This window comes from Runella rosea, assembly GCF_003325355.1.
GTDB lineage: Bacteria > Bacteroidota > Bacteroidia > Cytophagales > Spirosomataceae > Runella > Runella rosea.
Genome location: NZ_CP030850.1, coordinates 6,090,104 through 6,115,152 on the forward strand (window position 1 = coordinate 6,090,104; position 25,049 = coordinate 6,115,152).

At 45.5% G+C, this 25,049-nt stretch carries 18 protein-coding genes; 8 read left to right on the forward strand and 10 right to left on the reverse strand.

The window, feature by feature from the left end; all coding sequences use genetic code 11:
- Window positions 1-87: 87 nt before the first annotated feature.
- The 4 genes from DR864_RS25030 to DR864_RS25045 all read right to left on the reverse strand — a co-directional run bounded on the left by DR864_RS25030 (window position 88) and on the right by DR864_RS25045 (window position 5,995).
- Window positions 88-732, reverse strand: a complete 645-nt coding sequence (locus DR864_RS25030; protein ID WP_114070473.1) for a YdcF family protein — start codon at window positions 730-732, stop codon at window positions 88-90.
- Window positions 733-740: 8 nt separating this feature from the next.
- Window positions 741-3,161 (reverse strand): TonB-dependent receptor, encoded by a 2,421-nt coding sequence (locus tag DR864_RS25035; RefSeq protein ID WP_229599471.1) that lies wholly within the window; start codon window positions 3,159-3,161, stop codon window positions 741-743.
- Window positions 3,162-3,197: 36 nt separating this feature from the next.
- On the reverse strand, window positions 3,198-4,352 hold the full coding sequence (locus DR864_RS25040) for a DUF4249 domain-containing protein (RefSeq protein ID WP_114069525.1): 1,155 nt from the start codon (window positions 4,350-4,352) through the stop codon (window positions 3,198-3,200).
- A 161-nt stretch (window positions 4,353-4,513) separates the two neighbouring features.
- Entirely contained in the window at window positions 4,514-5,995 is a 1,482-nt protein-coding gene (locus tag DR864_RS25045; RefSeq protein WP_114069526.1) for a sodium:solute symporter, read from the reverse strand.
- Window positions 5,996-6,093: 98 nt separating this feature from the next.
- Between DR864_RS25045 and DR864_RS25050 the strand changes: the two genes are divergently transcribed.
- Window positions 6,094-6,381 (forward strand): ATP-dependent Clp protease adaptor ClpS, encoded by a 288-nt coding sequence (locus DR864_RS25050; protein WP_114069527.1) that lies wholly within the window; start codon window positions 6,094-6,096, stop codon window positions 6,379-6,381.
- Between the two features lie 110 nt (window positions 6,382-6,491).
- Here the strand turns inward: DR864_RS25050 and DR864_RS25055 are convergent, their stop codons facing one another.
- Window positions 6,492-7,922: a thioredoxin-like domain-containing protein gene (locus DR864_RS25055; protein WP_162794115.1), complete on the reverse strand. Its 1,431-nt coding sequence runs from the start codon at window positions 7,920-7,922 to the stop codon at window positions 6,492-6,494.
- A gap of 20 nt (window positions 7,923-7,942) precedes the next feature.
- Complete coding sequence (locus tag DR864_RS25060; protein WP_114069529.1) at window positions 7,943-9,373, reverse strand: TlpA family protein disulfide reductase; 1,431 nt, start codon at window positions 9,371-9,373, stop codon at window positions 7,943-7,945.
- Between the two features lie 101 nt (window positions 9,374-9,474).
- On the opposite strand from DR864_RS25060, the gene DR864_RS25065 reads away from it, so the two are divergent.
- Complete coding sequence (locus DR864_RS25065; RefSeq protein ID WP_114069530.1) at window positions 9,475-10,242, forward strand: YdcF family protein; 768 nt, start codon at window positions 9,475-9,477, stop codon at window positions 10,240-10,242.
- A gap of 24 nt (window positions 10,243-10,266) precedes the next feature.
- Here DR864_RS25065 and DR864_RS25070 read toward each other — a convergent pair whose 3' ends face one another.
- On the reverse strand, window positions 10,267-13,365 hold the full coding sequence (locus tag DR864_RS25070) for an SbcC/MukB-like Walker B domain-containing protein (protein ID WP_114069531.1): 3,099 nt from the start codon (window positions 13,363-13,365) through the stop codon (window positions 10,267-10,269).
- Complete coding sequence (locus tag DR864_RS25075) at window positions 13,362-14,612, reverse strand: metallophosphoesterase family protein (RefSeq protein ID WP_114069532.1); 1,251 nt, start codon at window positions 14,610-14,612, stop codon at window positions 13,362-13,364. Before DR864_RS25075 ends, DR864_RS25070 begins: the two co-directional genes overlap by 4 nt.
- Before the next feature lie 128 nt (window positions 14,613-14,740).
- Between DR864_RS25075 and serA the strand changes: the two genes are divergently transcribed.
- The 3 genes from serA (at window position 14,741) to DR864_RS25090 (ending at window position 18,166) form a co-directional block, all read left to right on the forward strand.
- Window positions 14,741-16,648 carry a phosphoglycerate dehydrogenase gene (gene serA / locus DR864_RS25080; protein WP_114069533.1) on the forward strand — a complete coding sequence of 636 codons (1,908 nt, stop codon included), beginning with the start codon at window positions 14,741-14,743 and terminating at the stop codon, window positions 16,646-16,648.
- Window positions 16,649-16,711: 63 nt separating this feature from the next.
- Window positions 16,712-17,524 (forward strand): 4-(cytidine 5'-diphospho)-2-C-methyl-D-erythritol kinase, encoded by an 813-nt coding sequence (ispE, locus tag DR864_RS25085; protein ID WP_114069534.1) that lies wholly within the window; start codon window positions 16,712-16,714, stop codon window positions 17,522-17,524.
- A 9-nt stretch (window positions 17,525-17,533) separates the two neighbouring features.
- The gene (locus tag DR864_RS25090) at window positions 17,534-18,166 is read left to right on the forward strand and encodes a cytochrome c oxidase subunit 3 (protein WP_310587544.1); all 633 of its coding nucleotides are present in this window, start codon (window positions 17,534-17,536) and stop codon (window positions 18,164-18,166) included.
- A gap of 45 nt (window positions 18,167-18,211) precedes the next feature.
- Here the strand turns inward: DR864_RS25090 and DR864_RS25095 are convergent, their stop codons facing one another.
- A complete protein-coding gene (locus DR864_RS25095) occupies window positions 18,212-19,336 on the reverse strand; it encodes a glycosyltransferase (RefSeq protein ID WP_114069535.1) in 1,125 nt (374 codons plus the stop codon).
- 64 nt (window positions 19,337-19,400) lie between these two features.
- Between DR864_RS25095 and DR864_RS25100 the strand changes: the two genes are divergently transcribed.
- From DR864_RS25100 to DR864_RS25110, 3 genes are all read left to right on the forward strand, one after another.
- Window positions 19,401-21,221 carry an alpha-amylase family protein gene (locus DR864_RS25100; RefSeq protein ID WP_114069536.1) on the forward strand — a complete coding sequence of 607 codons (1,821 nt, stop codon included), beginning with the start codon at window positions 19,401-19,403 and terminating at the stop codon, window positions 21,219-21,221.
- Between the two features lie 168 nt (window positions 21,222-21,389).
- Window positions 21,390-22,499: a family 20 glycosylhydrolase gene (locus DR864_RS25105; protein ID WP_114069537.1), complete on the forward strand. Its 1,110-nt coding sequence runs from the start codon at window positions 21,390-21,392 to the stop codon at window positions 22,497-22,499.
- An 18-nt stretch (window positions 22,500-22,517) separates the two neighbouring features.
- Complete coding sequence (locus DR864_RS25110; protein WP_114069538.1) at window positions 22,518-23,714, forward strand: DUF5009 domain-containing protein; 1,197 nt, start codon at window positions 22,518-22,520, stop codon at window positions 23,712-23,714.
- Between the two features lie 136 nt (window positions 23,715-23,850).
- Here the strand turns inward: DR864_RS25110 and DR864_RS25115 are convergent, their stop codons facing one another.
- Entirely contained in the window at window positions 23,851-25,005 is a 1,155-nt protein-coding gene (locus tag DR864_RS25115) for a hypothetical protein (RefSeq protein ID WP_114069539.1), read from the reverse strand.
- Between the last annotated feature and the right edge of the window lie 44 nt (window positions 25,006-25,049).

Consider the following 25,049-nt stretch of genomic DNA (forward strand, 5'->3'; position numbering starts at 1 on the left):
AAAATGGGTTGTTTTTATTTGCAACATTGTTGCAAATAAAAAAAGTTCATACTGAAACGAAAGAACTACGGAGAGCATTGCCGATTTTTAGATTAAATGCGAAGTGTAGCCCAAGGCTACCAATTGCTCATAGGCATCCCAAACATCACTGGGAATTTCCTGATAAATCTGGAATCCTTTTTCGGGATATACTTTCACGCGTTGAAGGTCGCCCACCATGATGTGAATTACTTCTTCAAGCGCTATTTCGGCATTGGGGTATTGCTCAAACGGGATTTGTGGCGAGGTTACAATGAGTTGTTTGTCAGGCCAATGCTTTTTAAAAGTGGCAAAGCTACGGCGCTCCATGTAGGGCTTTTGGACCACGATAAACGTCTGTGGATTTAGACCGTGGGTGACGAGAAGTTGCTGCGTAAACAGGATATTTTCGCCCGTGTTCGTGGATTTATTTTCGATGTAAATGGCTTCTTTCGGGACGCCCATTTCTAGGGAGATGGCCGCAAATTTATCCGCTTCAGCGTCTTTCCAAAGGTCCTGCGTGAGCCTACCCAATCCTCCCGAAAAAATCAAAATGGGTGCCCAACCTTGCAGATACAACTCCGCCCCACGCTCCGCAACCCGCAAATCATGGCTACCCAATACCAAGATGCAATCGGACTTTTGAAGCCTATGATTGACGTGATGGTAGTCCCAAAGTTTTTGAGCTAAGGCCAAGGTGTTGGTGGAGAGCATGGGTTGCATTACATAAATTTGAAACTGTACGCCAAAGATACAATCGGCGATGAGAAAATTTGGAGTTGGTACGTGGTATATGCGGTGCCTTGGGTGCGCATGAAGACCGAGTACTGGTTTTTGCGCCCGTATAGATTATAGACCGTAAAAATCCAACTTCCTGTCCAACGGTTGTTTTTGAGATTGGGATTATTGATTTGCCACGAGAAGTCTAGGCGGTGATAATCCTTGATGCGGCCTTGGTTACGTTCGGCATAATACGGGTAGGCTTTGCCCTGAAAACTCACAAAACCATTCGGTATCGTGTAGGGCCGGCCGGTGCCGTAAGTAAACGTCAGCGAAATATTGTGGTACTTGTTTTCGGAATAATTGAACGACATGTTGACATTGTGCGGGCGGTCAAAATTGGCGGGATACCATTTGCCGTCGTTGATTTGCTCGGTAAATTGCAGCCCTTCATTGACCTGATTCAGTACCCGTGAGTACGTGTAATTAACCCATCCCGTAATTTCTCCTTTTTTCTTAGTGACCATCAATTCGGCTCCGTAGGCACGGCTTTGGCCCTGCAATACCTGCGTTTCGATGTATTTTTGGAGTAAGAAATCCGCGCCCGGTTTAAAATCCATGATATTTTGGGTGGTGCGGTAGTAGCCTTCAATTGAAAACTCGTAAATATTACTTTTCAAGTTTTTGAAATAACCCGCTGACCATAATTGACTTACCTGCGGCCGGATGTGCGCGTCGCTCATTTTCCATCGCGACGTGGGCAGGGGAGTGGTGGTATTGGAAACGACTTGTAAATACTGACGCATCAGGTTGTAGCCAAACTTGATAGAAGACTGCTCGTCGATATTGTAGCGTAGGCCCAACCGTGGTTCAAAGCCTCCGTAGGTTTTGGTCACTTGCCCAGCTCCGTAAGAAACAGAATCAATAATGGTAGACTCCGTGCGGGGGCCGCCGGGCGTGTAGAGACGAACGGTACTGGGCCCGAGTGCCATAAAGTAAGAGTATCGTAAACCTGCCGAAACCGTCATCTTGGAATTGACAGTTACTTCATCTTCGGCGTGTAATGCCAGTTCAATCCCGTTTTCCGTTGGAATACTTTGGGCGTTCACACGTTGGTTGCTTCCCGGATTAAGTGTGCCCGGTTGCAGTTGATAATGGGTCATATTGGCCCCAAATTCAATTTTATGGCGGGCGTTGGGCGCATAATTGAAATTGGTTTTTACTTGACGTTGCAGGATTTCGGAGCCAATGCTCACTTTATTGTCGCTGTCCAACTCTGGCAACAAAATGCGCGGGCGGTACCTGCTATAAACGCCCGTCGTTTGCACGTTGAGTTTACTGCCAAACGCGTGAAACCATTTCGCCGTGAAGTTGAGCGTTTTGTAATTGTACTGGGTCGAGGTAGAATTAATATCATTGATGCCGCCCAAAAGGTCGGTTTGAAAGAAATCGGTGCTGTAATAATTGGAGAGAGAAAAGGTGTTTTTGGTATTGATACGCCAAAATAGCTTGGCGGCGGCATCGCCGAAACTCGCCCGAATATTTTTGAGCTTTTGCGGTCCCCACTGAAAAGCAAAGTCATTGAAAGCCCCGCGTCCTGTCACCAAAAGTCCCACTTTGCCTTTGACGAGCGGGATTTCGGCCGTGAGCCTGTTTGCTACAAAACTTACGCCACCTTGTAAACTAAATTTTTCCAAACTTGGGTTAGACATTGACACGTCCAAAACCGCCGCTGCCCGTCCGCCAAACCGCGCTGGGGTGGTGCCTTTGTACAACTCCATGCCAGAGACGGCATCGGGCGGGAAGACCGAAAACAGGCCAAAAAGGTGCGTGGGGTTGAAAATAGGGGCATCGTCGAGCAGAATCAAATTTTGGTCAACGGCACCACCCCGAATATTGACTCCATTGGACGCTTCTCCCACCGACGTTACGCCGGGGAGCATTTGTAGGCTTCGCAACACATCCACTTCACCCATGATGGCAGGCAGTCGTTTAATGGTTTTGATGTTCATCTGGGTTACGCCCAGCAGTGGCCGCGACACGTTTTGGTCCACGGCTTGGGTCGAAATGATGACCTCTTCTAGCTCTTCGGCGATGTTCATCAATTTGATGTCCAGCCGAATGCTTTTATTCATTTTTACTTTAATACGAAACGGTCGGTAACCCAATCGACTGACCGTTACCACATATTCGGCATCAATCAAGTTGACCGAAAATGTGCCCGTGGTATCGGTGTAAAGACCGATTTTGTCAAAATTTATGCGAACGACGGCGTTGGCGATGGGTTCACCCGTAAGAGAATCACGCACCATTCCGCTCAGTTCATTGGGACGGGCCGCCTGAAATTTGGGCCGTTGTTGTCCCCAAACGTTTAGGCTGGTGCTAAGGGCGAATATAAAAAGGAGTAAATGTTTCAAAGTCATCAGCTACGTGAAATTAATAATAGTCCGGAAAATCATTTACTGCCAGCCTTCGGGGCGAATCGGGGTGCGTGTTCTGCTCAAAACACAAGGATAGGCGGAGGGAGGAAAAGAGGTGATTTCGTAGTTGGGGGTGCGTCCGAGTAGGGTTTTGACCAGTGGGTTGGGATACAGCGCCCGATTGATCCAATACTGTACTTTACGGGTGCCCGCAGCGCCAAAAAAACCGACTACTTTGTCTTGAGAATCGGTCACGTTTCGGATATTACCGATGATGGCGGCGGGCGGTGTATCGGTCAGCGTACCCGTATTTTGGGATTGGTTGCTCAACAGTTGAAAATATTGATATGCCTGTTGAGAAAGTGACAATTGCTCAATTTCGAGTAGGCAGCCTTGAGAAGGAGAATAAAAAGGGATTTTGCCGATGAGCCTTCCCGTGATGCTCCTGCCGTTCACAAATTTGTCGTCCAATATATTTATGGTGCTGTTGTAGATAAGTTCCCAGCATTGTTTGTCGCATTGATAATCGTAGTCGGGTGGGTTGCGTGAATTGATTTTTACGCATTGCCCATTCACTAGCCGCCCGCCAGTACAAGTGATACAGATGCTTTGCTCTTCGTATAGTTTCCAGCGCCAGAGATAGTAGTTCTGGGTTTCTTTGGGGTCGTCAACGTCGAGGTACACATCTACCGTTGAGCTGACCACATTTTTGCCCAAGTTGTCCAAAAGTCCGTTTTGGTCAAATTGCTGATATATCTTTTTGATTTCAGGAGAGGTGCTCAACAGTTCTTTGGACGACTCGTAGGTTTTGCCATCGGGCGTTTTGAAAGCGAGTTGGTAAGTTTGTCCGACTTTTCCTCTAAAGTTGGCGGGGGCTGCGTAGATTCCATCGGCTACTTCCTGAAGCTGTATTGTGCTTCCATCGCCAGCTCTGATTTCGGCGATGCATTTTTTTTGTGGCTCTGAGTAATAACTGTTGTTTGAGTTGCGGGCGATGTTAATACTGACGGTCGTACCTGCTTGATCAGACACAAAACCTTCTACGCTCAACACGTTGGCGTTGAGTGAATAGGTAATATCGTAAGGTTCTACGCAACCGTAGAAAACACTTAGCAGTAACCAGATAAAAAGGGTTGTTTTGGGGCGGATATTCATGAATTGCAGACAGTAGAAAAGACGGTTGATTAAGGGCATTCGTTGAAAAAAGAGTGTATACCCCTAAAAATACAGCGAATGAAAGTAGAGATTTTCTCAAAAACATCCTGAAAATTAGTGGTTTCAGTAATAAACCACTAATTTATTTCATTTTACCTACAATACTGGATTAAAATCGACCAACGCCCAAAAATGTGAAACTAACTAGCCAATACCGCTTTTTTGGGCTTGGAAATGAGCAACAATCCGAGGAATACAATCGCTCCGTTGAGCATGAGGCGCTCAAAGCCGATTTTGTAGCCATCAAACCAGACTTCTGAATTTTGATTGAGAATATACGTAATGATGGGCCCCGCCACGCAAACCAGCGGGGTTAGTCGGTCATTGACGGGGCGTTTGGTATAAAGGCCAAAAGCAAAGAGTCCCAATAAAGGCCCGTAAGTATAGCCCGCAATGTCGAAAATTGCCGTGATGACCTCCTTACTGTTCATTTGGTTGAAAAGCACAATGACGATGTAGAACAACACCGAAAAGCCGATATGAACCCAGTGCTTGATGCGGGCGCGCTCGGTTTCGGGTTTGTTGGCTACGTTCATGAAGTCAATACAGAATGCCGTAGTCAGGGCCGTCAGGGCCGAATCTGAACTGGCGTAAGTAGCGGCCGTAATCCCAATTAGGAATGTAATGGCCACAATGACGCCAGCGGTCCCTTCATGTACACCAAAGTGATTGAGCGCCAGCATAGCATATAAATCATCAGTTTTGGCGGGAATCGCAATGTTTTTACTTTGGGCATAAAAATAAAGCAGTACCCCAAGACTCATAAACATCAAGTTGACGAAAGTGAGCGTAATGGTAAACCAAAACATATTTTTCTGGGCTTCGCCGATGTTTTTGCAGGTGAGGTTTTTTTGCATCAAATCCTGATCCATTCCGGTCATGGTAATGGCAATGAAGGCTCCCGATAAAAATTGTTTCCAGAAATATTTATTGTCTTTGGGGTCATCAAAGAAGAAAATACGGGAATATTCGCTGTCGGCAATGGCCGAAACCATACCTCCAAATGAATAATCAAGCTGATTGGCTACCAAATAAATGGTCAACGCTACGGCAGTTACCAAAAAAGTAGTTTGGAGTGTATCGGTAATGATAATGGTTTTGATACCGCCTTTGAAAGTGTACACCCAGATCAGCGCAATGGTGATTGCCACCGAAACCTCAAACGGAATCCCGAGACCATTATACATAGCTAATTGTAGCACCTGCGCCGCCACGTAGAGGCGAACGGCCGAGCCGAGCGTACGCGACAGTAAGAAAAAAGCCGAACCCGTCTTGTAAGCCCAGAAACCAAAGCGTTGTTCGAGATAAGTATAGATTGAGACCAGATTGAGGCGATAATACAGTGGCATCAGCACCGTACCAATAAAGAGATACCCCAAAATATATCCTAGTACTACCTGAAAATACGAAAACTGGATTCTGCCCACGGCGCCTGGAACAGAGATAAAAGTAACTCCCGACAATGATGTCCCAATCATGGCAAAAGCAACCAAATACCAAGGCGACTGTTTATTGGCCGTAAAAAACGTATTGGTATCGGCTCCCCGTGAGGTATAAATCGAAACAGCAATCAAAACAATGAAATAAACAATCAAAATACTGAGGGCAATGTAGGGGCTCATTGGTCAAAATGGGTTAAAACTTTTTTTTATTTGCAAACCTATTAAGGTTTTTTGTAAATTTGTTATAACTATATTAAAACCAAAAAAAACTTTGCCCAATGCAACCGTTTGAGATGCCAGAAATTGACGTGTTAGAGGAAATTGAAGAAAAGATTGTGGAGACCGACTTATACAGTTTAGTCGTTTTCAATGATGAAATTAATACGTTTGACTGGGTGATTGATACATTGATGGAGGTTTGCAGTCATACACCCGAACAAGCTGAGCAATGTACCATTATTATTCACTACAAAGGAAAATGTAAAGTGAAAAATGGTTCGTGGGAAGAACTCGTTCCCTTGCGTCAGGAAATATGTCGGAGAGGAATTTCTGCGGAAGTGCTCTAATCAGGTATTTGTCGCACCGAATAAAATATACCGAAAGAGTAAAAAAGCCTGCCTTCTTATAATTATTATAGGGAGGCAGGCTTGTCTATGTCTATGCTGAAATCACCGTTTTATTTGACTTTTATGGATTTCTCTCGGGCGAGCCGCAGTTCATAAAAATCCATAAATCCGTCTAATTCTTCGGCGGGAAGGCGCCGGGCAATGATTTTTTTATCTTGGTCTAAGACGTAAATCATGGGTGTATTGATTACGTCAAAATCTTTGCGAAAATCAATACGAAAGCTATAATCATAGCCGTGAATCCATTCCTGTAGGCCAAACTCCCGAATGTATTTTTTCCATTGGTCGGGCGCTCGCGCCACTGATGCCGCAAAGATTTGAACGTCCAACGTTTTTTTGTTCTTTTCATAAAATGCCTTCAATGCGGGGGTAGATTTTCGACAATGACTGCAATCGGGGTCATAGAAAACAACAACAGTGTACTTGGCTTTCACATCGGCTACGGAGCGCAGTTGACCAGTCGTATCCGTCAAGGAGAGCGCTGGCAGGGTTTTACCCACCAAAAGCGGCTTCATGACGTTGACTTTTTGGCGGATGTTCTGCACCGTACTCGAATCAGTCATGGGCATGATTCCGCCCAAGTAATATTTTTCGGCCAAATGCACAAATACTTGCTCGGTACCCATCACCGACGGGTTTTCGGCTTTGTTGGTTAAGTACCAAATACAGTACGCCTGCATTTCTTTACTTCCACCTTTCAGGGCTTTTTCAATTACAACATCGGAGGATTGAATCAGTGAATCAGGATGCTGAAAGGTGAGTTCACCCATGTACCAGTCTAGCTTTCGTTGTAGGGTAGGGGTACGAACGAGGCGCTCTTCCGAAAAATCAAAATTATCCCAAAAATGAGCCTTATAATATTGGAACAACCATACTGAATCCACCCGACCGTCGGGGCGTTTGGGAGCGGGCGGAAGGTCAACCTCGGCGTTGGCTTTCATGATTTTTCCCGTCAGGGTCGTAGCATTTTCCTGTGCAAAGCTGCGGTAATAGTCAAATATCTGCCGCCGTAGGTTGTTGATTTTTGTTTGGGTCAACACATCTTGCCGCATTTTCATTTGTGCCGCCAAAACGTTTATTTCGGTGTTGTAGCCCGCAATTTGCTGTTGGTATTTGTAATATAGCTCATTGTCGGGCGAGTTCTCAATCTTCATATTGCCGACCACATTGACGGTGTCGGAGCTAAACGAAAAATGTTGCTCATGGCCAATGATAAACTCCGCCACGCGGCGCTTGGTGGGTGAAAGAAGCATATAAACTCCTCCAGGAAGGGGTTTGTCGCCCGCGAAAGTCAATTGACCATTTGCATCGGCTACGGCCGTATCTTTGACCACGTATTGCGAAAAACCAAAATAGTGGGCCAAGGTAAACGGCTCAGACCGAAGCCCTTTAATGGTTCCTTTGATGTTATAACCGCCGTTTTGGGCGAGCGTGCTTAAACCCATCAAAACCAGAAAAGGTAAAAGAAGCAGGGTGCTCATTGGGGACATAGAATGTTTGTTTATTGCCGGCTGCCTGCGGGTTTTGATTCCAATGCAAGGCGCTTTTTATAAACATTCAAAAATGGTTCCAAATCTTCGACGCCCAGTCGACGGGCAATAATTTTTTTGTTTTTGTCTAAGACATACACCGTTGGCGTTGAAAAAACGTCATAATCGTTGCGGTATACTACCTGACGAGAAGCCACTAATCCAAACCCGTTGGTCATGCCTTCAAGCTTAAACTCTTTGATAAATTTGCGCCATTCGTCCTCTTTGCCCTCGATGGCAACGGTCAACACATCGACGCCCTGCGCGTGCATTTTGTCGTGAAAGGCTTTCAACTTAGGGGCCGATTCGCGGCAGTGACCGCAGGTAGGAGAGTAAAAAAACAGCACCTGAAAGTCAGCTTTGCTGCCGTGAATGTACTCTAGCTTGTCAGGGGCGCGGTAGCTCATCACGCCCAAGTCGGGAATGATTTTGTTGACCAACAACGGCTTCAACACTTTGATGCGCTCAGACATATTTTTGAGGGTAGCCGTATCAGAAACAGGCATGATGCCAGTGAGGTAGTATTTTTCGCCCATGTGCACAAAAACACCCTCTGTTCCGACAGTCTTTGGCATTTCGTATTGGTTGGTAATGTACCAAATACAATAGGAAATAATGTCTTTTTGATTTCCTTTGATGGCCTTATTGACCACTAAATCAGCTTCTTTGATGAGTGAGTCTTCCGTTTGGAGGGTCAATTCTTTGATGTAGCGGTCCAGTTTTTGATGGAGAAACGGCGTCTGGAGCATCCGAGCATCCGAAAAATCGAAGTTGTCCCAGTAGTGATTTTTATAGTAATTGAAGACCCAAGCAGAATCCGTTTTGCCGTTAGGAAGTTTAGGCGCGGCTGGTAATTCTGGTTCGGCAGACGCTTTGAAGAGCTTGACGGTAAAAGTACCTTCGTTGACCTTCATAAAATTGTCATAAAAGGCTTTCCGTTGGTCCTGAATATCTTTGTAGCGCTTGTCGCTGTCGGGTACTTTTTGGGCTTTGAGTTTTTGATATTCCGTTTCTTTGTCCTTCATGAAACGCTGGAACTCATAAAAAAGCTCGTTGTCGCGGCTTCCTTTTACGCGCATACTTCCCACGATGTCGACCGTATCGGCGGTAAAACTGAAATCTTGGTCGTCGGCAATCAGCATCCGATAGAGGGTTTTACGGTCGGGCAATACGATTTCATATACCCCGCCCGCAAGCGGTTTGTTACCTTCAATGACAAAATGCCCGTCTTTGTCGGCTTGGGCGGTGTCTTTGGCGTATATTTGGGCGGCGTAATAGTTGGCTAAAATGCAACTGCCTCCGCTAAGACCTTTGATTTGGCCTTCGATTCGGTAGGCTGATTGGGCAAAAACTAAATGCGTAATACAGAAAAATAAAGGAAGAAGGATATGTTTTAATTTCATCGCTTTATGCGTTTTATAGGCCTCAAAATTAGAACTTTTATTTTAGTCAGTTAAACGAATTTTTTACACTTTTAGCATCTCTACCCTTAAAACAGGCGATAATGTTTTATATTTTATCCAAAACCATTGATGTGTTGCTGATGCCACTGACCATGGCATGTATTGCTTTTCTTTACGCCATCCTAACCAAAAACCGTGCCCGAAGTCGAAAAGTTTTGATTGGGGCGTTGGTAGGACTTTATCTGGTCAGCAGTCCTATTCTGGTCAACAAATTGTTGATATGGTGGGAGCCGAGGGCTTCTAATGAAGAAAAAAAATACGAAGTTGCGGCCCTCTTAACGGGCGGGATTATAAAACGGTACCATCAACCTACCAAACACGTTTGGTTTGGCAAAAGCGGCGACCGGGCTTTGCAGGCCTTTGAATTGTATAAAAGGGGGAAAATCAAAAAAATTATCATCAGCGGGGGGGAGGGCTCGTTGAGAGGAGGGAGAATCAACAATTCAGAAAACAACGGTATCCGACAATACCTCATTGAATCGGGAGTGGCGGCGGCCGATATTGTGCAGGATTCTTTGGCGTTGAACACCCGTCAAAATGCCGTTAATACCGCCAAAATCTTAAGAACACAGTTCAATACCGACAAATGTATGTTGATCACCTCGTCTTTTCATTTGCCTCGGGCGGAGGGTTGTTTTAAGAAAGAAGGCATCACCGTTTTTGCGTGCCCTGCGCATTATCTTCAGGAAGACGGGGGCGCGATTTGGTTTGATAAACTCTTCCCTTCCGAAGAAGCCCTTGCTTATTTCTATCTCGTTTGGCACGAAATGATTGGGTATGTGGTGTACAAATTGGTAGGGTATATCTAATGGTGCTTTCGGGTTTTCAAACAATCAGAAAAGCTTGATACAACTCCCCCGTTCTTCGTCGTTGATGATGTGAAGATATCGGTCAATTTCTTGCTGCATATCTTCCACGTGTGAGATTATACCCACCACGCGGTTTTCTTTACGGAGTGACTTGAGGGTATCAAACACCGTTTGCAACGATTCTTTGTCTAACGACCCAAAGCCTTCGTCCAAAAAGAAAAAGTTTTCTTGGGCCGTGATTTGGGCGTTTACGTTGTCGGCCAACGCCAATGCCAACGACAACGCCGCCTGAAACTTTTGCCCCCCTGATAGGGTATTCAAAGCCCGCGTGCGACCATCATTGAGCAAATCGCGTACCTGAAAATTATTGGACTCGTTCACTTCCAGCCGTAGTTGTTGGCGTGTCATGCGGTGAAAACGGTCGTTGGCTTGATTGCACAAGTTTTGTAAATAAACCGACGACACATAATTGACAAAACCACTCGCTTTAAAGAGTCTTTCGAGCGTTTTGAGGTCGGCTTGGCGGAGTTCGAGTTTGGCTTTTTGTTCGAGGAGTTCGGCTTGTTTTTGTAGTTGTTGGGCTTGCGTTTTTTCCAAATCTACCAATCGGCCTTGCTCACGCGTCCATTTTTCGATGGTTTGCTGGTGTTCCTCAATGTCTTTTAAGAGTTGTGCATACCACTCTGTATCAAGGGTTTGTGCTTTGGTGGCTTGTTGTAAATCTTCCCGTTCTTTGCGGAAAGCAAACAATTTTTTGTCAAATTCAACAATGATTTCTCGTTCTTGGGTCAGGTTCAATTGCCACCCCAACACCGCCAAAACACTTGTTTCGGATTCGTATTGGTGGGTTTTCAGGGCGTCAGTAATGCGGTCTTCCGATTGTTTCAAATCGGTTTGTAGATTTTCAAGGTTGGTTTTTAGGGTGGTTAGTTGCCCCGTTAAAGGCCCAATTTCTTGCTGCTGTTGCCTGATTTTTTTGTCTAACTCCTCATATTGTAGCACCAGATTTTGCCATTCTTGGGCTTGTTTTTCCACTTGATTTTCGAGTACCTCAACCTCTATAGTTGCAAAATGATTTACTTCCAATACCTTCAGTTGATTAATCGACTGCTGAATGGCTCCGTCGAAAGTCGCTATTTTTTGCCCAAATTCTTCAATTGGTTTTTCGTATTTTTCTTTCAGATCAGTTTCGTCTTTTTCGATGCCTTGCTCCTCGGCTTCGAGTTTTTTTTCCAAATTCACTAACTGTTCTTGTGTCACTTTGGCCTGTCCCAGCGCCAAATCTACGGGTTTGCGGTCGGCGTTGTCGAAAGCAGGCCAGATAAACTGAGTTTCGTGCAGGCGAATTTCTTCTGTTTTTTTGTCCCAAGTTTGTTTGACTTCTTGCTTTTGAGATTGAATCAAAGCGAGGTCTTTCTCTACCATTCGGAGTTGTTTTTCCAACTGCCCCAACGTTTGCGAAGCCGTATTTTTGAGTTGTTCTTGGCGTTGTTGCAACTGACGAATCAGGGTGTTGAAGTCGGTTTCGGCGGCCAAAATCTGGGGATGATGTACCGCCCCACAAAGCGGGCAAGGTTCGCCTTCTTGTAAGGCCCCCGCGTATTGTTGTAAGGCTTTTTGGGTACTAAGGTGCAAAATCTCTGGATTCAACGCTTCGGCTTCTTTCTGCAATTGCAGACGAGCCGCTTCGACGCCTTCATAAATCGCCTCAAAAGTTTGGTTATCAGTAGGTTTATGAACCAATGCTTGTAATTCTTCGGTAAACAAAGCAGTTTTTACCTCGGCCATGTTTCCTTCCTTTTTAACCAAATCATTGGCTTTGGTTCGGAGTTCTTCTTTGTCTTTAAGAAGATTTTCTTTTTTGTCAAACCAAGCTTTTATTTCCGACAGTTGAGCAATGTCGGGTAAAGCTTCTCGCAGTGTAATGCGCTGTTTTTTAAGGGTTTCGTATTGTTTTTTGCGCTCTTGAATGGCTTGTTGTTTGAGTACCAATTTTTGCTTCCCGTCTTCTATTCGTTTTTGAAGTTTTGCGCGTTCGGCTTCTCCTTTTTTCACGTTTACAATGGCGCGCAAATCCTCTAGTTGCGTCTGGCTTTCTTGGCGTTTTTCGTAGTTAGGGCGCAGGTTTTCTATTTCTTTTTGGTTGAAACTTAAGACTTTTTCTATGGCCTCAATCTTTGTTTTTGTTTCTGATTGTGTCTGTATTTCGCGGTTGATTTGCTTTATTATATCTGCTTTTTTGTCCAACAAAGGCTTCAACTCCAACTGACAGAGCTCGTACTGCCGAAGCCTTTCGCGTCGCTGCTGAAACTCCTTGGCTTGGTCCTCTAAGTTTTTGATTTCGCCCTCCAAATCTACCAAACGATTGAAAAGTTTCATCAACGCCTCTATTGCTTTTTCTTCGTTTTGTTTGCGGGCAAGTTGTTCTTTTTGTTGGCTCAACAACGCCTGGGCGTTTTGAAGGTCCAATTGCGTTTGAGCATACATTTCGGGAGTCACATCTCCAAGGGCTTTGCGCTGACCTTCAAGGTGTTGCCATTCGCTATCGGTTTTGTTGAGCAGCCTTTTTACCCGTTCCGAAAGCTCAAAGCGTTCCAACTGAAAGAGTTCTTTCATCATCCGCGTGCGGTCGGCGTCGCGGAGTTCGATAAACTCCTGAAACCTTCCTTGCGGAATAATGACCGTCCGCTTGAAGTTTTCGTAGCTGAGTCCAATTATTTTTTCGGCAGGGTTATCGGCTGAAATGGGCGACCAATCGTTGAGTTCAGGCATCCATTGATAGGCTTTTCTTTCGATTTTGACTTGGTCAAAGTGCTTGCCGCTGCGCTTGCCTTCGGCCACAAATCGATACTCCGTTTGGTCGCGGCCAGTCCGAAAAACCAAATCAATATACAACTTCTCTGAACGCAAGTTCATCAAATTATAGCTACGGTTTTCGCGGCTGTTAAGTCGCTCACTATCACCGTACAATACAAAAGTAACAGCCTCCAAAATCGTGGACTTTCCGCTACCCACTTTGCCAAAAATCCCAAAAAGACCTGCAGCTGTCAGCGCAGAAAAATCAATTTCTTGGCGTTCGCGGTACGACTGAATTCCTTGTAAAATAAGTTTAACGGGTATCATAAATTTTCGTCTTCGTCCAATGCTAAAATCTCTTTAAACACCTCCATCAGCGATTCGTTGGGCGCTTGGCCTTTGCCTTCTTTGCTGTTTTTGAAATAATTGATAAACAGTTCTTCCATGCCCCGACCTTCTTGTTGGAGGAGTTCGCGGGTGGTGTCGTTGGTGGTCGTCGCTTTGGTTCGGATTTCGGGTACGATCGGCATCAAGCCCGCGTGGGCTTCCATGAGGCGTTTTTTGTCGGCCGATTCCAGAAAGTTGTCGGTAACGATGGTGAGTTCTACCAAAGCTTCTTGGTTTTCTTCCAGCCAACCGAGTGCTTCTTCTACTTCTTCAAAACGCGCCCGTAGTAGTTTTTTACCCCGCGTCAAAGCGACTTGACGGTACTCCACGGGATGTCCTGCTTCGGCTTCAATGATGACTACGTATTTGGTTTGATTGGCTTCGGCAAAACTATAGGCCAACGGGCTACTGCTATATACAATAGGGCAAGGCTGCTTGCTGACGGTCTGATAACGGTGCAAATGCCCCAAGGCCACGTACTGAATTTGAGAGGGGAAGTTTTCGGAATAAATGGCCTGCGCTCCGCCAATGTGCAAGATTGGTCGCTCGTCGTCGGGTTCTTCGGGCGGATTGGGGTCGTCTTGACGCATCACGTACAGGTGCGTAACGAGCAAGTTCACGCCTGTATCGTCGCAGTAGTCATCGGCCAATTGTTGCCAATGTTGCTGGAGGATTTGACGTAGATTTTCTTCCGTTTTTTCTACTCCCAAAAACGTTTTCAGGCGGAGTTCGTTGGCATAAGGTGTAAGAATAAGCCGCAACGGACACGCCACTAACGGAAGCTGTAATTCGACAAAACCACGGTCGGTTTTGGTCACTTTTAGGCCATTTTTGGTTTCAAAAGGACGAATGGAGGCATTGGGAAAGCCTACAAATAAAATTCCTGACACCCGCGCGAGTGCGTCGGGCGCATCTATGCGTTCGGGGGAGTCGTGGTTTCCTGCAATGGCTATAACGGCTCTATTTCCAAAATTTGAAAGACGATGTAATGTACTGTATAACAGTTCCATTGCCTCAGAAGAGGGGCTGAAGTTGTCAAATAAATCGCCCGCAACAATGACCGCATCTACTGCTTCGCGTTCTGCTATTTCGCAAATTTCGTCCAAGACCTCTTTTTGTTCGTCGAGCCTCGAAAACTGTTCTAAGCGTTTGCCCAAATGCCAATCGGCGGTATGGAGAATTTTCATGAATACAGGTGGCAGGTTTTGAAATTGTTCTATCAAGTCTGCAAAAATGCCAAAAAGGAACGGTAAATTTGTACCTCAAATGAGAATACCTTTTAGCACCCACCGATAAAAATATAAATTAGCGCTCAATGCTCACCACCAACACAATTGAACAAACCTATTACGTCATTGACTTTGACAGCACCTTTACGCAGGTCGAAGGATTGGACGAATTGGCCAACATTGCTCTTGCCGGCAATCCCAACCGCGAAAAAGTGGTACAACAGATTCGTGACCTGACCGAAACGGCCATGAATGGCGATATGTCATTTGCCGAAGGGCTTCGCCGTCGTATCGAACTGTTACAGGCCAATCGTTCACATATTGATGCTTTAGTGGATTTTTTACGTACCAAAATATCCGATTCCTTCCTCCGGAATCAGGCTTTTCTACACGACTACGCCGACAGCATTTTGATTCTGTCGAGCGGGTTTAAGGAATTTATTGTGCCGATTGTGACCGAGCTAGGAATCAAAGAAGAAAATGTCTACGCCAATACATTTCGTTTTGATGCTGAGGACAACATCATCGGGGTCGATAATGACAATGTACTTTCTTCCGACAAAGGAAAAGTAAAACTGCTCCAATCCCTGAACCTTGAAGGTGAGGTGTGCGTCATCGGAGATGGTTATACCGACTATGAACTCCGTGAGTCGGGTTTGGCCAGCCGTTTTTATGCCTTTACGGAAAATGTTGAACGTGAAAAAGTGACCAAAGTAGCCGACCACATTGTGCCGTCGTTGGATGAGTTCTTGTTTTTGAACAACCTACCGCGTTCACAATCCTATCCCAAGAGTCGCATTAAGATTTTATTGCTCGAAAACGTTCACCCCGTAGCCAGAGAAGCCTTTGAAGGTGAAGGGTTTAACGTTGAGTTTGTGAAAGGGGCGCTGGATGAAGACGAACTGATTGAGAAAATAAAAGATGTAACCATTTTGGGGATTCGCTCCAAAACCATGGTGACCCGTCGGGTGCTCGAAAACGCCCCGCGTTTGATTGCCATTGGGGCGTTTTGTATCGGCACCAACCAAATAGATTTGAAAACCGCGACCGAAAAAGGGATTGCGGTATTCAACGCACCTTATAGCAATACCCGCTCGGTAGTAGAGCTGGCGGTGGGCGAAATGATTATGTTGATTCGGAACGTTTTTCCTAAAAGTGTAGGAATGCACGCAGGAAAATGGGATAAATCAGCCAATAATAGCTTTGAAGTACGCGGCAAAAAGCTGGGTCTTGTGGGCTACGGGCACATCGGTACGCAGCTGTCGGTGATTGGAGAAGCTTTGGGGATGGAAGTGTATTTCTACGACGTAGTGGATAAAATGCCCATCGGCAACGCCAAGAAACTCAAGTCATTGGATGAATTGTTGCAGGTAGCCGACGTGCTGAGTCTGCACATCGATGGTCGCAAAGACAATAAAAATGTGATTGGTAAGCGTGAATTCGGACTTATGAAAGACGGCGTCGTGTTTCTGAACTTGGCACGGGGCCACGTAGTGGATGTGGAAGCTTTGGTAGAAGCCCTCAAAAGTGGTAAAGTAAGCGGAGCGGGCTTAGACGTGTTTCCGTATGAACCCAAAACCAACAATGAAGCCTTTGAAAGCGAGTTGCGCGGCTTGCCCAACGTTATCTTGACACCTCACATCGGCGGCAGCACCGAAGAGGCACAAGAGGGAATTGGTCATTATGTGCCAGAGCGTTTGTTGGAATACGTAAACAACGGCAGCACCACGGGGAGCGTCAACGTGCCAGAAGTGCAATTGCCGTTGCTGAAAGGCTCTCACCGCCTGCTACACGTACACCGTAATGTACCGGGGATATTGGCCAAACTAAACAATATCTTTGCCCGCTACAATGTCAATATCACGGGGCAATATCTCAAAACCAACGACCAAATCGGTTACGTCATTATGGATGTAGAGCGTAGCTACGTTGACGGTTTTGTGCAAGAAATTAAAGACATGGAAGAGACCATCAAGTTTCGGATGCTGTATTAAGTAGAAGTGAGGAGTGAGTAGCCAGATTCACTTCTCGCTCCTCACCCCTCACTACTTTTGCTAATGATTACATTCCCCAACGCTAAAATTAACATTGGCCTGCACATCACTGAAAAACGCCCCGACGGTTTTCATAATCTCGAATCTTGTTTTTATCCCGTGGGTTGGAGCGATGTGCTGGAGGTAATTCCCGCCCACGAATTCAGTTTCTCATCGTCGGGGATTGACATTCCTGGCGACCCCGCCAAGAACCTGTGCGTGAAGGCGTACGAATTGCTCAAAAATGATTTTGCATTGCCACCTTTGGCCATGCATCTCCTCAAAATTGTTCCCATTGGGGCGGGGATGGGCGGCGGTTCTGCCGATGCCGCGTTTACACTTATGTTGTTAAACCAAGTCTATAATCTACAACTTCCAACGGAAACATTGGAAAACTACGCACGTAAATTGGGCAGCGATTGTGCGTTTTTTATCCAAAATAAACCCGTTTATTGCTACGAAAAAGGCGACCAATTTGCTGATATTTCGCTATCCCTCAAAGGAAAATACATTGTTTTGGTCTATCCCAATCTTCATATTTCAACGGCTGAAGCTTACGCGGGCGTCAGACCTCAGGCCCCCTCGGTAAATTTGCGGGAGGCTTTGCAACGCCCACTGTCGGAATGGCGTCATTGTGTACAGAATGATTTTGAAAAAGGGTTATTTCAGAAATACCCGATTTTGCCTGAACTGAAGACCCTTATGTACAATCAGGGCGCGGAGTACGCCTCTATGACGGGGTCTGGTTCAACAATTTACGGAATTTTCGAGAAAGAGGTCAATTTTCAGAACATTTTGCCACAGTACACCGTTTGGAAAGGAGAGTTAACATCGTAAATCAGCCGTTTGGACGCAGGCATCATCATGGGGAAGGCTTCAATCGTTAAGGAAAATCGCTTTACTAAGCGGCGTGAGCCGTTCAATTTCATGCTTTGGTTGGGCATAGGGGGGAGTGTTCTGATTTTTACGATTTTGCTGGCGGTCTACATCATGCGCAAATCGGCGGGCGTCTACTGGACTGATGTGCCGCTCCCAGGCCTTTTTTGGGTCAGTACGGTTGCCATTGTGGTCAGCAGCCTCACGCTGCATCTAGCCAATCACAGCCTGCGCACCGACCGTTATCCTGAGTTTAGAAGGTACATTGCCGCCACGCTTTTTTTAGGAATTCTGTTTGTGATTCTTCAGTTTTTGGGGTGGTATCAACTCATCAATGCGGGTATTTCTACCCTCAATAACCCCTCAGCGGGATTCATTTATTTGTTTTCTGGATTGCACATTTTTCATATCCTGATTGGCATTGGCGTACTAAGTTGGGCCGTATATCAGTCGCTCAAAAACAGCACCTACGTAGATGCTTTTGTTTTTAGCGTTAATCCTCCTAACCAACTCAAAATCAAGCTCATTACCATTTATTGGCATTTTGTAGATGTGCTTTGGCTGTATTTGTACGGCTTTTTGCTTTATCATCATGGACTGTAATGAATGCTTGAGAAATCTTGGCCGACTGCAACGAAAATTTAGCTTTTATTGGCTGTATAATTCCACTAATTTTTTTGCTTCATTTTGCCAATTGTAAGTTGCCTTAATTGCCTTACGTCCATTTTCGCCCATTACTTGTAGCGTCTTAGGGTTTTCAATGCACGATAGCATCACGGTGGCCAATGCTTCTGCGTCGTAGGGAGAAACACAAAAACCACATTGATTGGGTTCAACAACAGCCTTCAATAAAGGCAAGTCGGACGTAATAACGGGCAAGCCCAAGGCCATATAATCAAACATTTTGGTGGGATAAGAATCGGCATAATCGCCGACGGGTTTGAGCAGGGCAATGCCCGCAAGAGCCTTTTGGGCGTACAAAAATGCATCTTCTTGCGGTTTATATCCGTAAAAAACCAATTGTTCCTTTATCGCTTGGTAGTCGTGCCGTTCCTCTAAGGATTTTTGTGCAATACGTAAGTGTCCAAAAACGTGTAGCCGTACGCTCGGGTGCTGCTTTTTTACAATGACCAAGGCACTCAACATAGTATCAAAAGCCCGCTCAAAGCTGATGACTCCCGCGTAAAAAAAGGAGGGATGTTGGACATCTGGTGCAGGAAAAGGCCATGAAAGCCATTCGGAAGACGCAAAATTATGAACAATAGCGTAGGGCTTCTGGAGATTTTGATACTCATTTAAATAGGCATCTTCGGTAAAAACAAACTTGAATATGTGCCGCGCTTTGTGGTCGAAATAGCGAAAAAGGCGCTCGAAAAACCAACCTCGATTGTACGATTTGAGGGGGATTTTTTTGTACAGATTCTCCTGAACTTCATACACAACCTCGGCCCCCAACCACCGAAACAAAAAAGCCAACGGCAGCAATTCGGCCACGAAAAGATGGACAATTTGCGGCCTGATAAACAGGAATTTCAGCAAAACAAGGGGATGGACAAGCAACACACGCCAAATAAGCTGACGGAAGTACGGCAGGCGAATCAAACGCTCGTTGGTCGGAGATTTTCTTTGGGCGTTTGGGTGAACAGCTAAGGCAACAAAGAGGTCAAAATGAGCGGATAAACTTGGAGCAATTTTCCCCGAAATGCGCGGATCTGTGGTTGAATGAACCGTACTGAGCAATAAAATTCGCGGACGCGGGATTGGTTTGTGCATGTTGCAAATATGGGTGAATCCCCGTATTTTTGAAAAAAGTACCTGTTTTTTTAACCTATGATGAATGAAAACTACGATAAAAGCCGCTTTGTGGCTTGCCGCTAATGTGCTTGTTACGAGTATAGTAGCTCAGCCGTCACCTAAATCTCAACCTCGCATGAACCCACCTCAAACCGACAAAATTGTTCTTTATCAAATCTACACTCGCCTGTTTGGCAACCTGAATTCAACCAATAAGTTTTATGGTACGCGTGACGAAAACGGCACTGGTAAATTCAATGACATTACCGACAAAGCCCTGAAAGAACTCAAAAAATTCGGTATTTCACACGTTTGGTACACCGGGGTGATTGAACACGCCACCATGACTGATTATTCGGCGTACGGAATTCCCAAAGATAACCCGTATGTAGTGAAGGGAATCGCAGGGTCGCCGTATGCCATCAAAGATTATTACGATGTCAATCCCGATTTGGCGGTAGATGTACGCAATCGAATGGCGGAGTTTGAGGCGTTGGTGGCCCGCTCTCATAAAGCCAATCTGAAAGTTATCATTGATTTTGTGCCCAATCACGTGGCACGGCAGTATAAGTCAGACATGAAGCCCTCAGGCGTAAAAGACTTTGGGGAAGGCGATAAGGTAGAGGAGGCGTTCAATCCCCAAAATAATTTTTACTACCTGCCCAATCGGAAATTCCTCGTTCCCGACAACGTGCCCGTGCCGCCGGGGATTTCAACTTTTCCGTACGAAGAATTTCCCGCGAAAGCTACTGGAAACGACGTGTTTTCGGCCAAGCCCAGCATCAATGATTGGTTTGAAACCGTCAAGCTGAATTACGGCGTCGATTATCTTAACAATCGCAGCCGTCATTTTGACCCGATTCCGAGTACTTGGCTCAAAATGCGGGATATTTTGCTCTATTGGGCGGCCAAGGGTGTCGATGGCTTCCGTTGCGACATGGCCGAAATGGTGCCTTTTGAGTTTTGGGGTTGGGTGATTCCCGAAATTAAAAAAGTAAACCCTGCGGCGATTTTTATTGCTGAAATTTACAACCCTGCCGAGTACCGTAATTATCTTTTTAACGGCAAATTTGATTACCTCTACGACAAAGTAGGTCTCTACGATTCGCTACGCCGCTTGATGGAAGGGCACGGGCATACCGCCGACATTACGCGGGTGTGGCAACAGGAATCGGGCGATTTTGCCAACCGGATGCTGCGTTTTCTGGAAAACCACGACGAGCAGCGCATTGCTTCCCAGTATTTTGCTAAAAATCCGTTTTATGCCATTCCTGCTATGGTGGTTTCGGCCACGCTGCACACAGGGCCTTTGATGTTGTATTTTGGGCAGGAAGTGGGCGTAACGCCCACCGTTGCCGAAGGTTTTTCGGGAGAAGATGGCCGCACTACGATGTTTGATTATTGGGGCGTGCCCGAATACCAAGCTTGGGTCAACGGTGGAAAATTTGACGGCGGCAAACTCAATGAAGACCAACAAAAGCTGCGCAAATTTTACGCTGATTTGTTAAAATTGATTAACAAAAGTGATGCTATCCAAAACGGAGCATTTTACGACTTGCAGTATGCCAACAATAACGGTCAAAGTGCGGGCTACAACGACGCAAAGCACTACGTTTACCTGCGTCATTCTGACAAACAGAAATTATTAGTTGTTTGTAATTTTGATTTGCATAACGGTGCACAAACTACCGTCAAAATCCCTTCCCACGCGTGGGAAACAATGGGGCTTTCGGCAACGGGGAAATACACGCTGACAGAAATTTTTAATCATCCACAAACGCTCACCGTCGAAGCCGCGCAGGGTGTACCAGTCAGCATGAGTGAAAACAGCGTTCGGATTTTTGAGATAAAATCATCGAAATAATAACTTAAAGGGCGAATTTGTCAGGCTTTTCTCTGAGCTATTTTTTGGTTGGAGAAAAGCCTGATGTGTTTATAAAAGTCCATTTGTTCTGAAAAGCGTCAGCAGTAGCTTACGGGCGGTATTTTCTTTTATTTTCAAAATTCTTTGCTTGCCAAACCCTTCTCATCAATGAAAAAACGCCTTCTATCTTTCTTCTTTTGTATTTTCTTTTTTAGCCCAATTCTGCGCGCACAGTCTACCAAATTGGATAGTTTATTGCCCGTGCGGGGTTTCTGTATTGGGGCTCCGCAGTCGAAGCAAGTGGATGCTTTCGTTAAATTTATTAATGAAGAGTTGGCCTCGCGTCAAGTCAATACGCTGATTCTTCGCGTGGATTTTAATTTTCAATTTGAAAGCCACCCCGAGTTGCGGGACAGTATTGCTTTGTCGCGCCGAGAGGTGAAAAAGCTAGTGGCGGCTTGTCGGAAAAACAACATCCAGATTATTCCACAAATCAACCTGCTGGGGCACCAATCGTGGGCCACAACGACTTACAACCTGCTGAGGGTTTATCCCGAATTTGATGAAACACCGCATGTAAAAATGCCCGAAAAGTACGTGTGGCCCAATGCCGACGGTCTGTACTGCAAAAGCTACTGTCCACTGCATCCCGGAGTGCATAAAGTGGTGTTTGATTTGGTCGATGAAATCTGCGATGTTTTTGAAAGCAATGCTTTTCATGCGGGAATGGATGAAGTTTTTTACATTGGCGACGATAAATGCCCGCGTTGCAGCGGTCGCAATAAGGCAGAGTTGTTTGCGGGAGAAGTCAACGCTATTAGGAATCATTTGGCCTTGAAAGAACGAAAACTTTGGATATGGGGCGACCGCCTCATCGACGGCAAAACTACGGGGCTGGGTGAATGGGAGGCAAGTATGAATAATACCCATCAGGCGGTTGATTTGATTGCCAAGGATGTGGTCATTTGTGATTGGCATTACGAACGCCCCGACCAAACTGCGGTGTATTTTGCCATGAAAGGCTTCAATGTCATTACTTGCCCTTGGAGAAAGCCAAAAATTGCCGTGGCCCAGACCCATGACATGCTAAAATTCAGAACAACGGCCACCAAAGAAATGAAACCGCGCTTTTTTGGGATGATGCAAACCGTATGGTCGCCTGCGGGGTCGTTTTTAGATGAATTTTACGGGATAAAAGTCAACGAAAAAGCGGGTGAAAACACGCCTTCCAATTGCTTCAAAACCATGTATGAAGAAATAAAGAAAGTAAGCCAATAAACAAAACCAATTCCTGCCGTGCAAGTTACCCTAAAGCGAGTGCCGTCAATCGACGCATTTCGTGCCCTGACCATGCTTCTTATGATTTTTGTCAACGATTTTTGGTCATTGTCCGGAATACCGTATTGGCTCCAACACGCCAAAGCCGATGAGGATTTGCTGGGTTTTTCAGATGTGATTTTTCCGTGTTTTCTGTTTATTCTGGGGATGGCAATTCCTTTTGCCATCCAAAACCGCATCGCAAATGGAGACAGTCAAGGGCTGATTCTTAAACATATCATTTTGCGCTCCATCGCGCTGATTATCATGGGGGTTTTTACCGTTAACGTTCCCGAAATTAACCCCGAGGCAACGGGTATGCGGAGCGAATGGTTTCAGATTTTGATGGTTGCAGGCTTTTTCCTGATTTGGAATGTGTACCCGAAAAGGGAGGGCACCCAAAAGTACCTCTTTCTTGGACTACAAATCTTGGGAATGGTGCTGCTGTGTTATCTGGCGTATATTTTCAGAAGCGGTGAGGCCAATGCACTCGTAGGCATGAGGCCGCAATGGTGGGGGATTTTGGGCCTTATCGGTTGGACCTACCTGACCTGTGCCATTCTTTATTTGTTTGCTTACAAAAGCAGCGTTGGATTACTTATTGCTGGGGGTGTTTTTACTTTTTTTACGATTGCGGGTCATGCGGGGTGGTTGAAAGCCCTTTGGCCTTCGGGACCACAAGACTGGATATTGGGCAACGGTGCGTTTCATGCCTTCGCCATGACGGGCTTGCTGGGTACGCTATTGATGGAGTGGTTGTACAAAAAAAATAGAAAATTACAGGTTCCTTCTATTTTTACAAGTATTGGCGTGGCTATGGTGTTGATAGGATTATTGTTGAGAAACTTCTTTATCATTTCTAAAATTCAGGCTACACCTACGTGGGTGTTCTTGTGCAGTGGCATTGCCTTTATGTTGTTTGCTGGGATTTATTTTTGGGTTGATTTGCGGGGAAAAGCCAAGTGGTTTGCTCCCATTAAGGTCGCTGGAACCGCTACACTGACGTGTTATTTGATTCCTTACGTTTATTACAGCGTGGCTAATTTACTGCCGTTTCACCTCCCCGAAGCGCTCAGTTATGGGGTGGTGGGGCTTCTTAAGTCTTTGATTTATGCGTTTGTTGTGATTGGTATTGCGGCAGTTTTGGGAAGGATGAATATCAAATTGAAGCTATAAAACGGTTTATTCTCATCAAAAAGCCCCCTCTGGAAATGATTCTAAAGGGGGCTTTTTGATGGAAATGCTGGTGTACTCGGTTGCACACAACCCAACGAAATGCGGTTCAAACACACCACAATTTATGCTCAAATGCTCAATAATTCTTATAATAATCCCGAATTTTGCTCGTCAGGCGGTCGTAAATGGGCTTACTGAACTCAATGAAGAGCTGTTGCGGAGGTGGGGGATTGATTTCTCTAACACTGCAAAGGCGTTTTTGTTCAGCGGTCAAAGCGCGCTCATCGCCGTTAAAATTGGCCCATTCGCATACCCACGTAAAATCTCCTCTGAATTTCTCCTGCGTTACCACCGACTTGTTGCGGAAATCCATCACTTGCATGTCCAACAACCCTGACGACAGCACCGATTTACGGGTGCGGGTCAGTTTGGCCGTTACTTTGTTATAGACTGGTATTTTCTTCCCATTTACAGTCGTTTCGCCCACTTTTACGGAGTCTTTGCTGGTCACTACGTCGGTATTGGATTGAATGAGGGTCTGACCCACTACAAAATCATCAAATTCTAGCTTTATGACGTGGTCGGGTTTGAGGCGTGTAGTTGAAGCTTCTTGCGGGGAATAAAACCGTACAAATTTATTGAGACGCTTATTGGTTTGTAAAAACTCGTTAACCTTATTCTGAAAGTATTCGTTGCTCAATTGATACGCCCGCGAGGTGACCAATACCTGCTCTACAACCACTTTAAAAGAAGCGTATTCGTACGACTCATCTAGCATAGATTGAACGTTCTTGTAGCCACCAAGCAATGCGTTGGCAGATTCAAAATGCTCATACGCCTGACGCGCCATCTGCCGATTTTCTTTGTTTTGCATCGATAACATCCCTGCTTCATAACGTTCAGAAGCTGCTTTTTCGCGGGCGTCTCGTTCTTCTGGAATGAAACTCCGAACGGTAACCAAACGCTCGCAAGCTGGGCATTTGCGCAAGGCATCATACAGGCGATTGAGACGTACATAGGCGTCAACCACTGGCTCAAAATGAAAGGCTTCGGGGGCGTTTTGGTAGCGGGCTACGTCGTCGAGATTTTGTTGCAAGGCCAATGGATACGCCTGTATGAGAATCTCTTTGGCAGATGAATTCGTTGGGCTGTCACGAAGTTTTTCGGCGGCTCTTAGTACAGATTCGTCATAATCACCGCGTTTGAAAGCTTTTTTTGCGGATTTACAACCGATAAAACAAAACGTAAATAAAAGAAGGGAGACAAAAATGGCGGTAAAAGAGTGCTTCATATTCGTTGGATGTAAAGGGGCAAAAATAAACAGGTTTTTGGTAA

Bases quoted from the DNA above. Each gene is read 5' to 3' on its own strand.
- DR864_RS25045 (WP_114069526.1), bottom strand. From the start codon at position 5,995: ATGAGCCCCTACATTGCCCTCAGTATTTTGATTGTTTATTTCATTGTT.
- DR864_RS25100 (WP_114069536.1), top strand. From the start codon at position 19,401: ATGAAAACTACGATAAAAGCCGCTTTGTGGCTTGCCGCTAATGTGCTT.
- serA (WP_114069533.1), top strand. From the start codon at position 14,741: ATGCTCACCACCAACACAATTGAACAAACCTATTACGTCATTGACTTT.
- DR864_RS25065 (WP_114069530.1), top strand. From the start codon at position 9,475: ATGTTTTATATTTTATCCAAAACCATTGATGTGTTGCTGATGCCACTG.
- ispE (WP_114069534.1), top strand. From the start codon at position 16,712: ATGATTACATTCCCCAACGCTAAAATTAACATTGGCCTGCACATCACT.
- DR864_RS25030 (WP_114070473.1), bottom strand. From the start codon at position 732: ATGCTCTCCACCAACACCTTGGCCTTAGCTCAAAAACTTTGGGACTAC.
- DR864_RS25075 (WP_114069532.1), bottom strand. From the start codon at position 14,612: ATGAAAATTCTCCATACCGCCGATTGGCATTTGGGCAAACGCTTAGAA.
- DR864_RS25035 (WP_229599471.1), bottom strand. From the start codon at position 3,161: ATGACTTTGAAACATTTACTCCTTTTTATATTCGCCCTTAGCACCAGC.
- DR864_RS25095 (WP_114069535.1), bottom strand. From the start codon at position 19,336: ATGCACAAACCAATCCCGCGTCCGCGAATTTTATTGCTCAGTACGGTT.
- DR864_RS25050 (WP_114069527.1), top strand. From the start codon at position 6,094: ATGCAACCGTTTGAGATGCCAGAAATTGACGTGTTAGAGGAAATTGAA.
- DR864_RS25105 (WP_114069537.1), top strand. From the start codon at position 21,390: ATGAAAAAACGCCTTCTATCTTTCTTCTTTTGTATTTTCTTTTTTAGC.
- DR864_RS25055 (WP_162794115.1), bottom strand. From the start codon at position 7,922: ATGAGCACCCTGCTTCTTTTACCTTTTCTGGTTTTGATGGGTTTAAGC.
- DR864_RS25040 (WP_114069525.1), bottom strand. From the start codon at position 4,352: ATGCCCTTAATCAACCGTCTTTTCTACTGTCTGCAATTCATGAATATC.
- DR864_RS25070 (WP_114069531.1), bottom strand. From the start codon at position 13,365: ATGATACCCGTTAAACTTATTTTACAAGGAATTCAGTCGTACCGCGAA.
- DR864_RS25060 (WP_114069529.1), bottom strand. From the start codon at position 9,373: ATGAAATTAAAACATATCCTTCTTCCTTTATTTTTCTGTATTACGCAT.
- DR864_RS25115 (WP_114069539.1), bottom strand. From the start codon at position 25,005: ATGAAGCACTCTTTTACCGCCATTTTTGTCTCCCTTCTTTTATTTACG.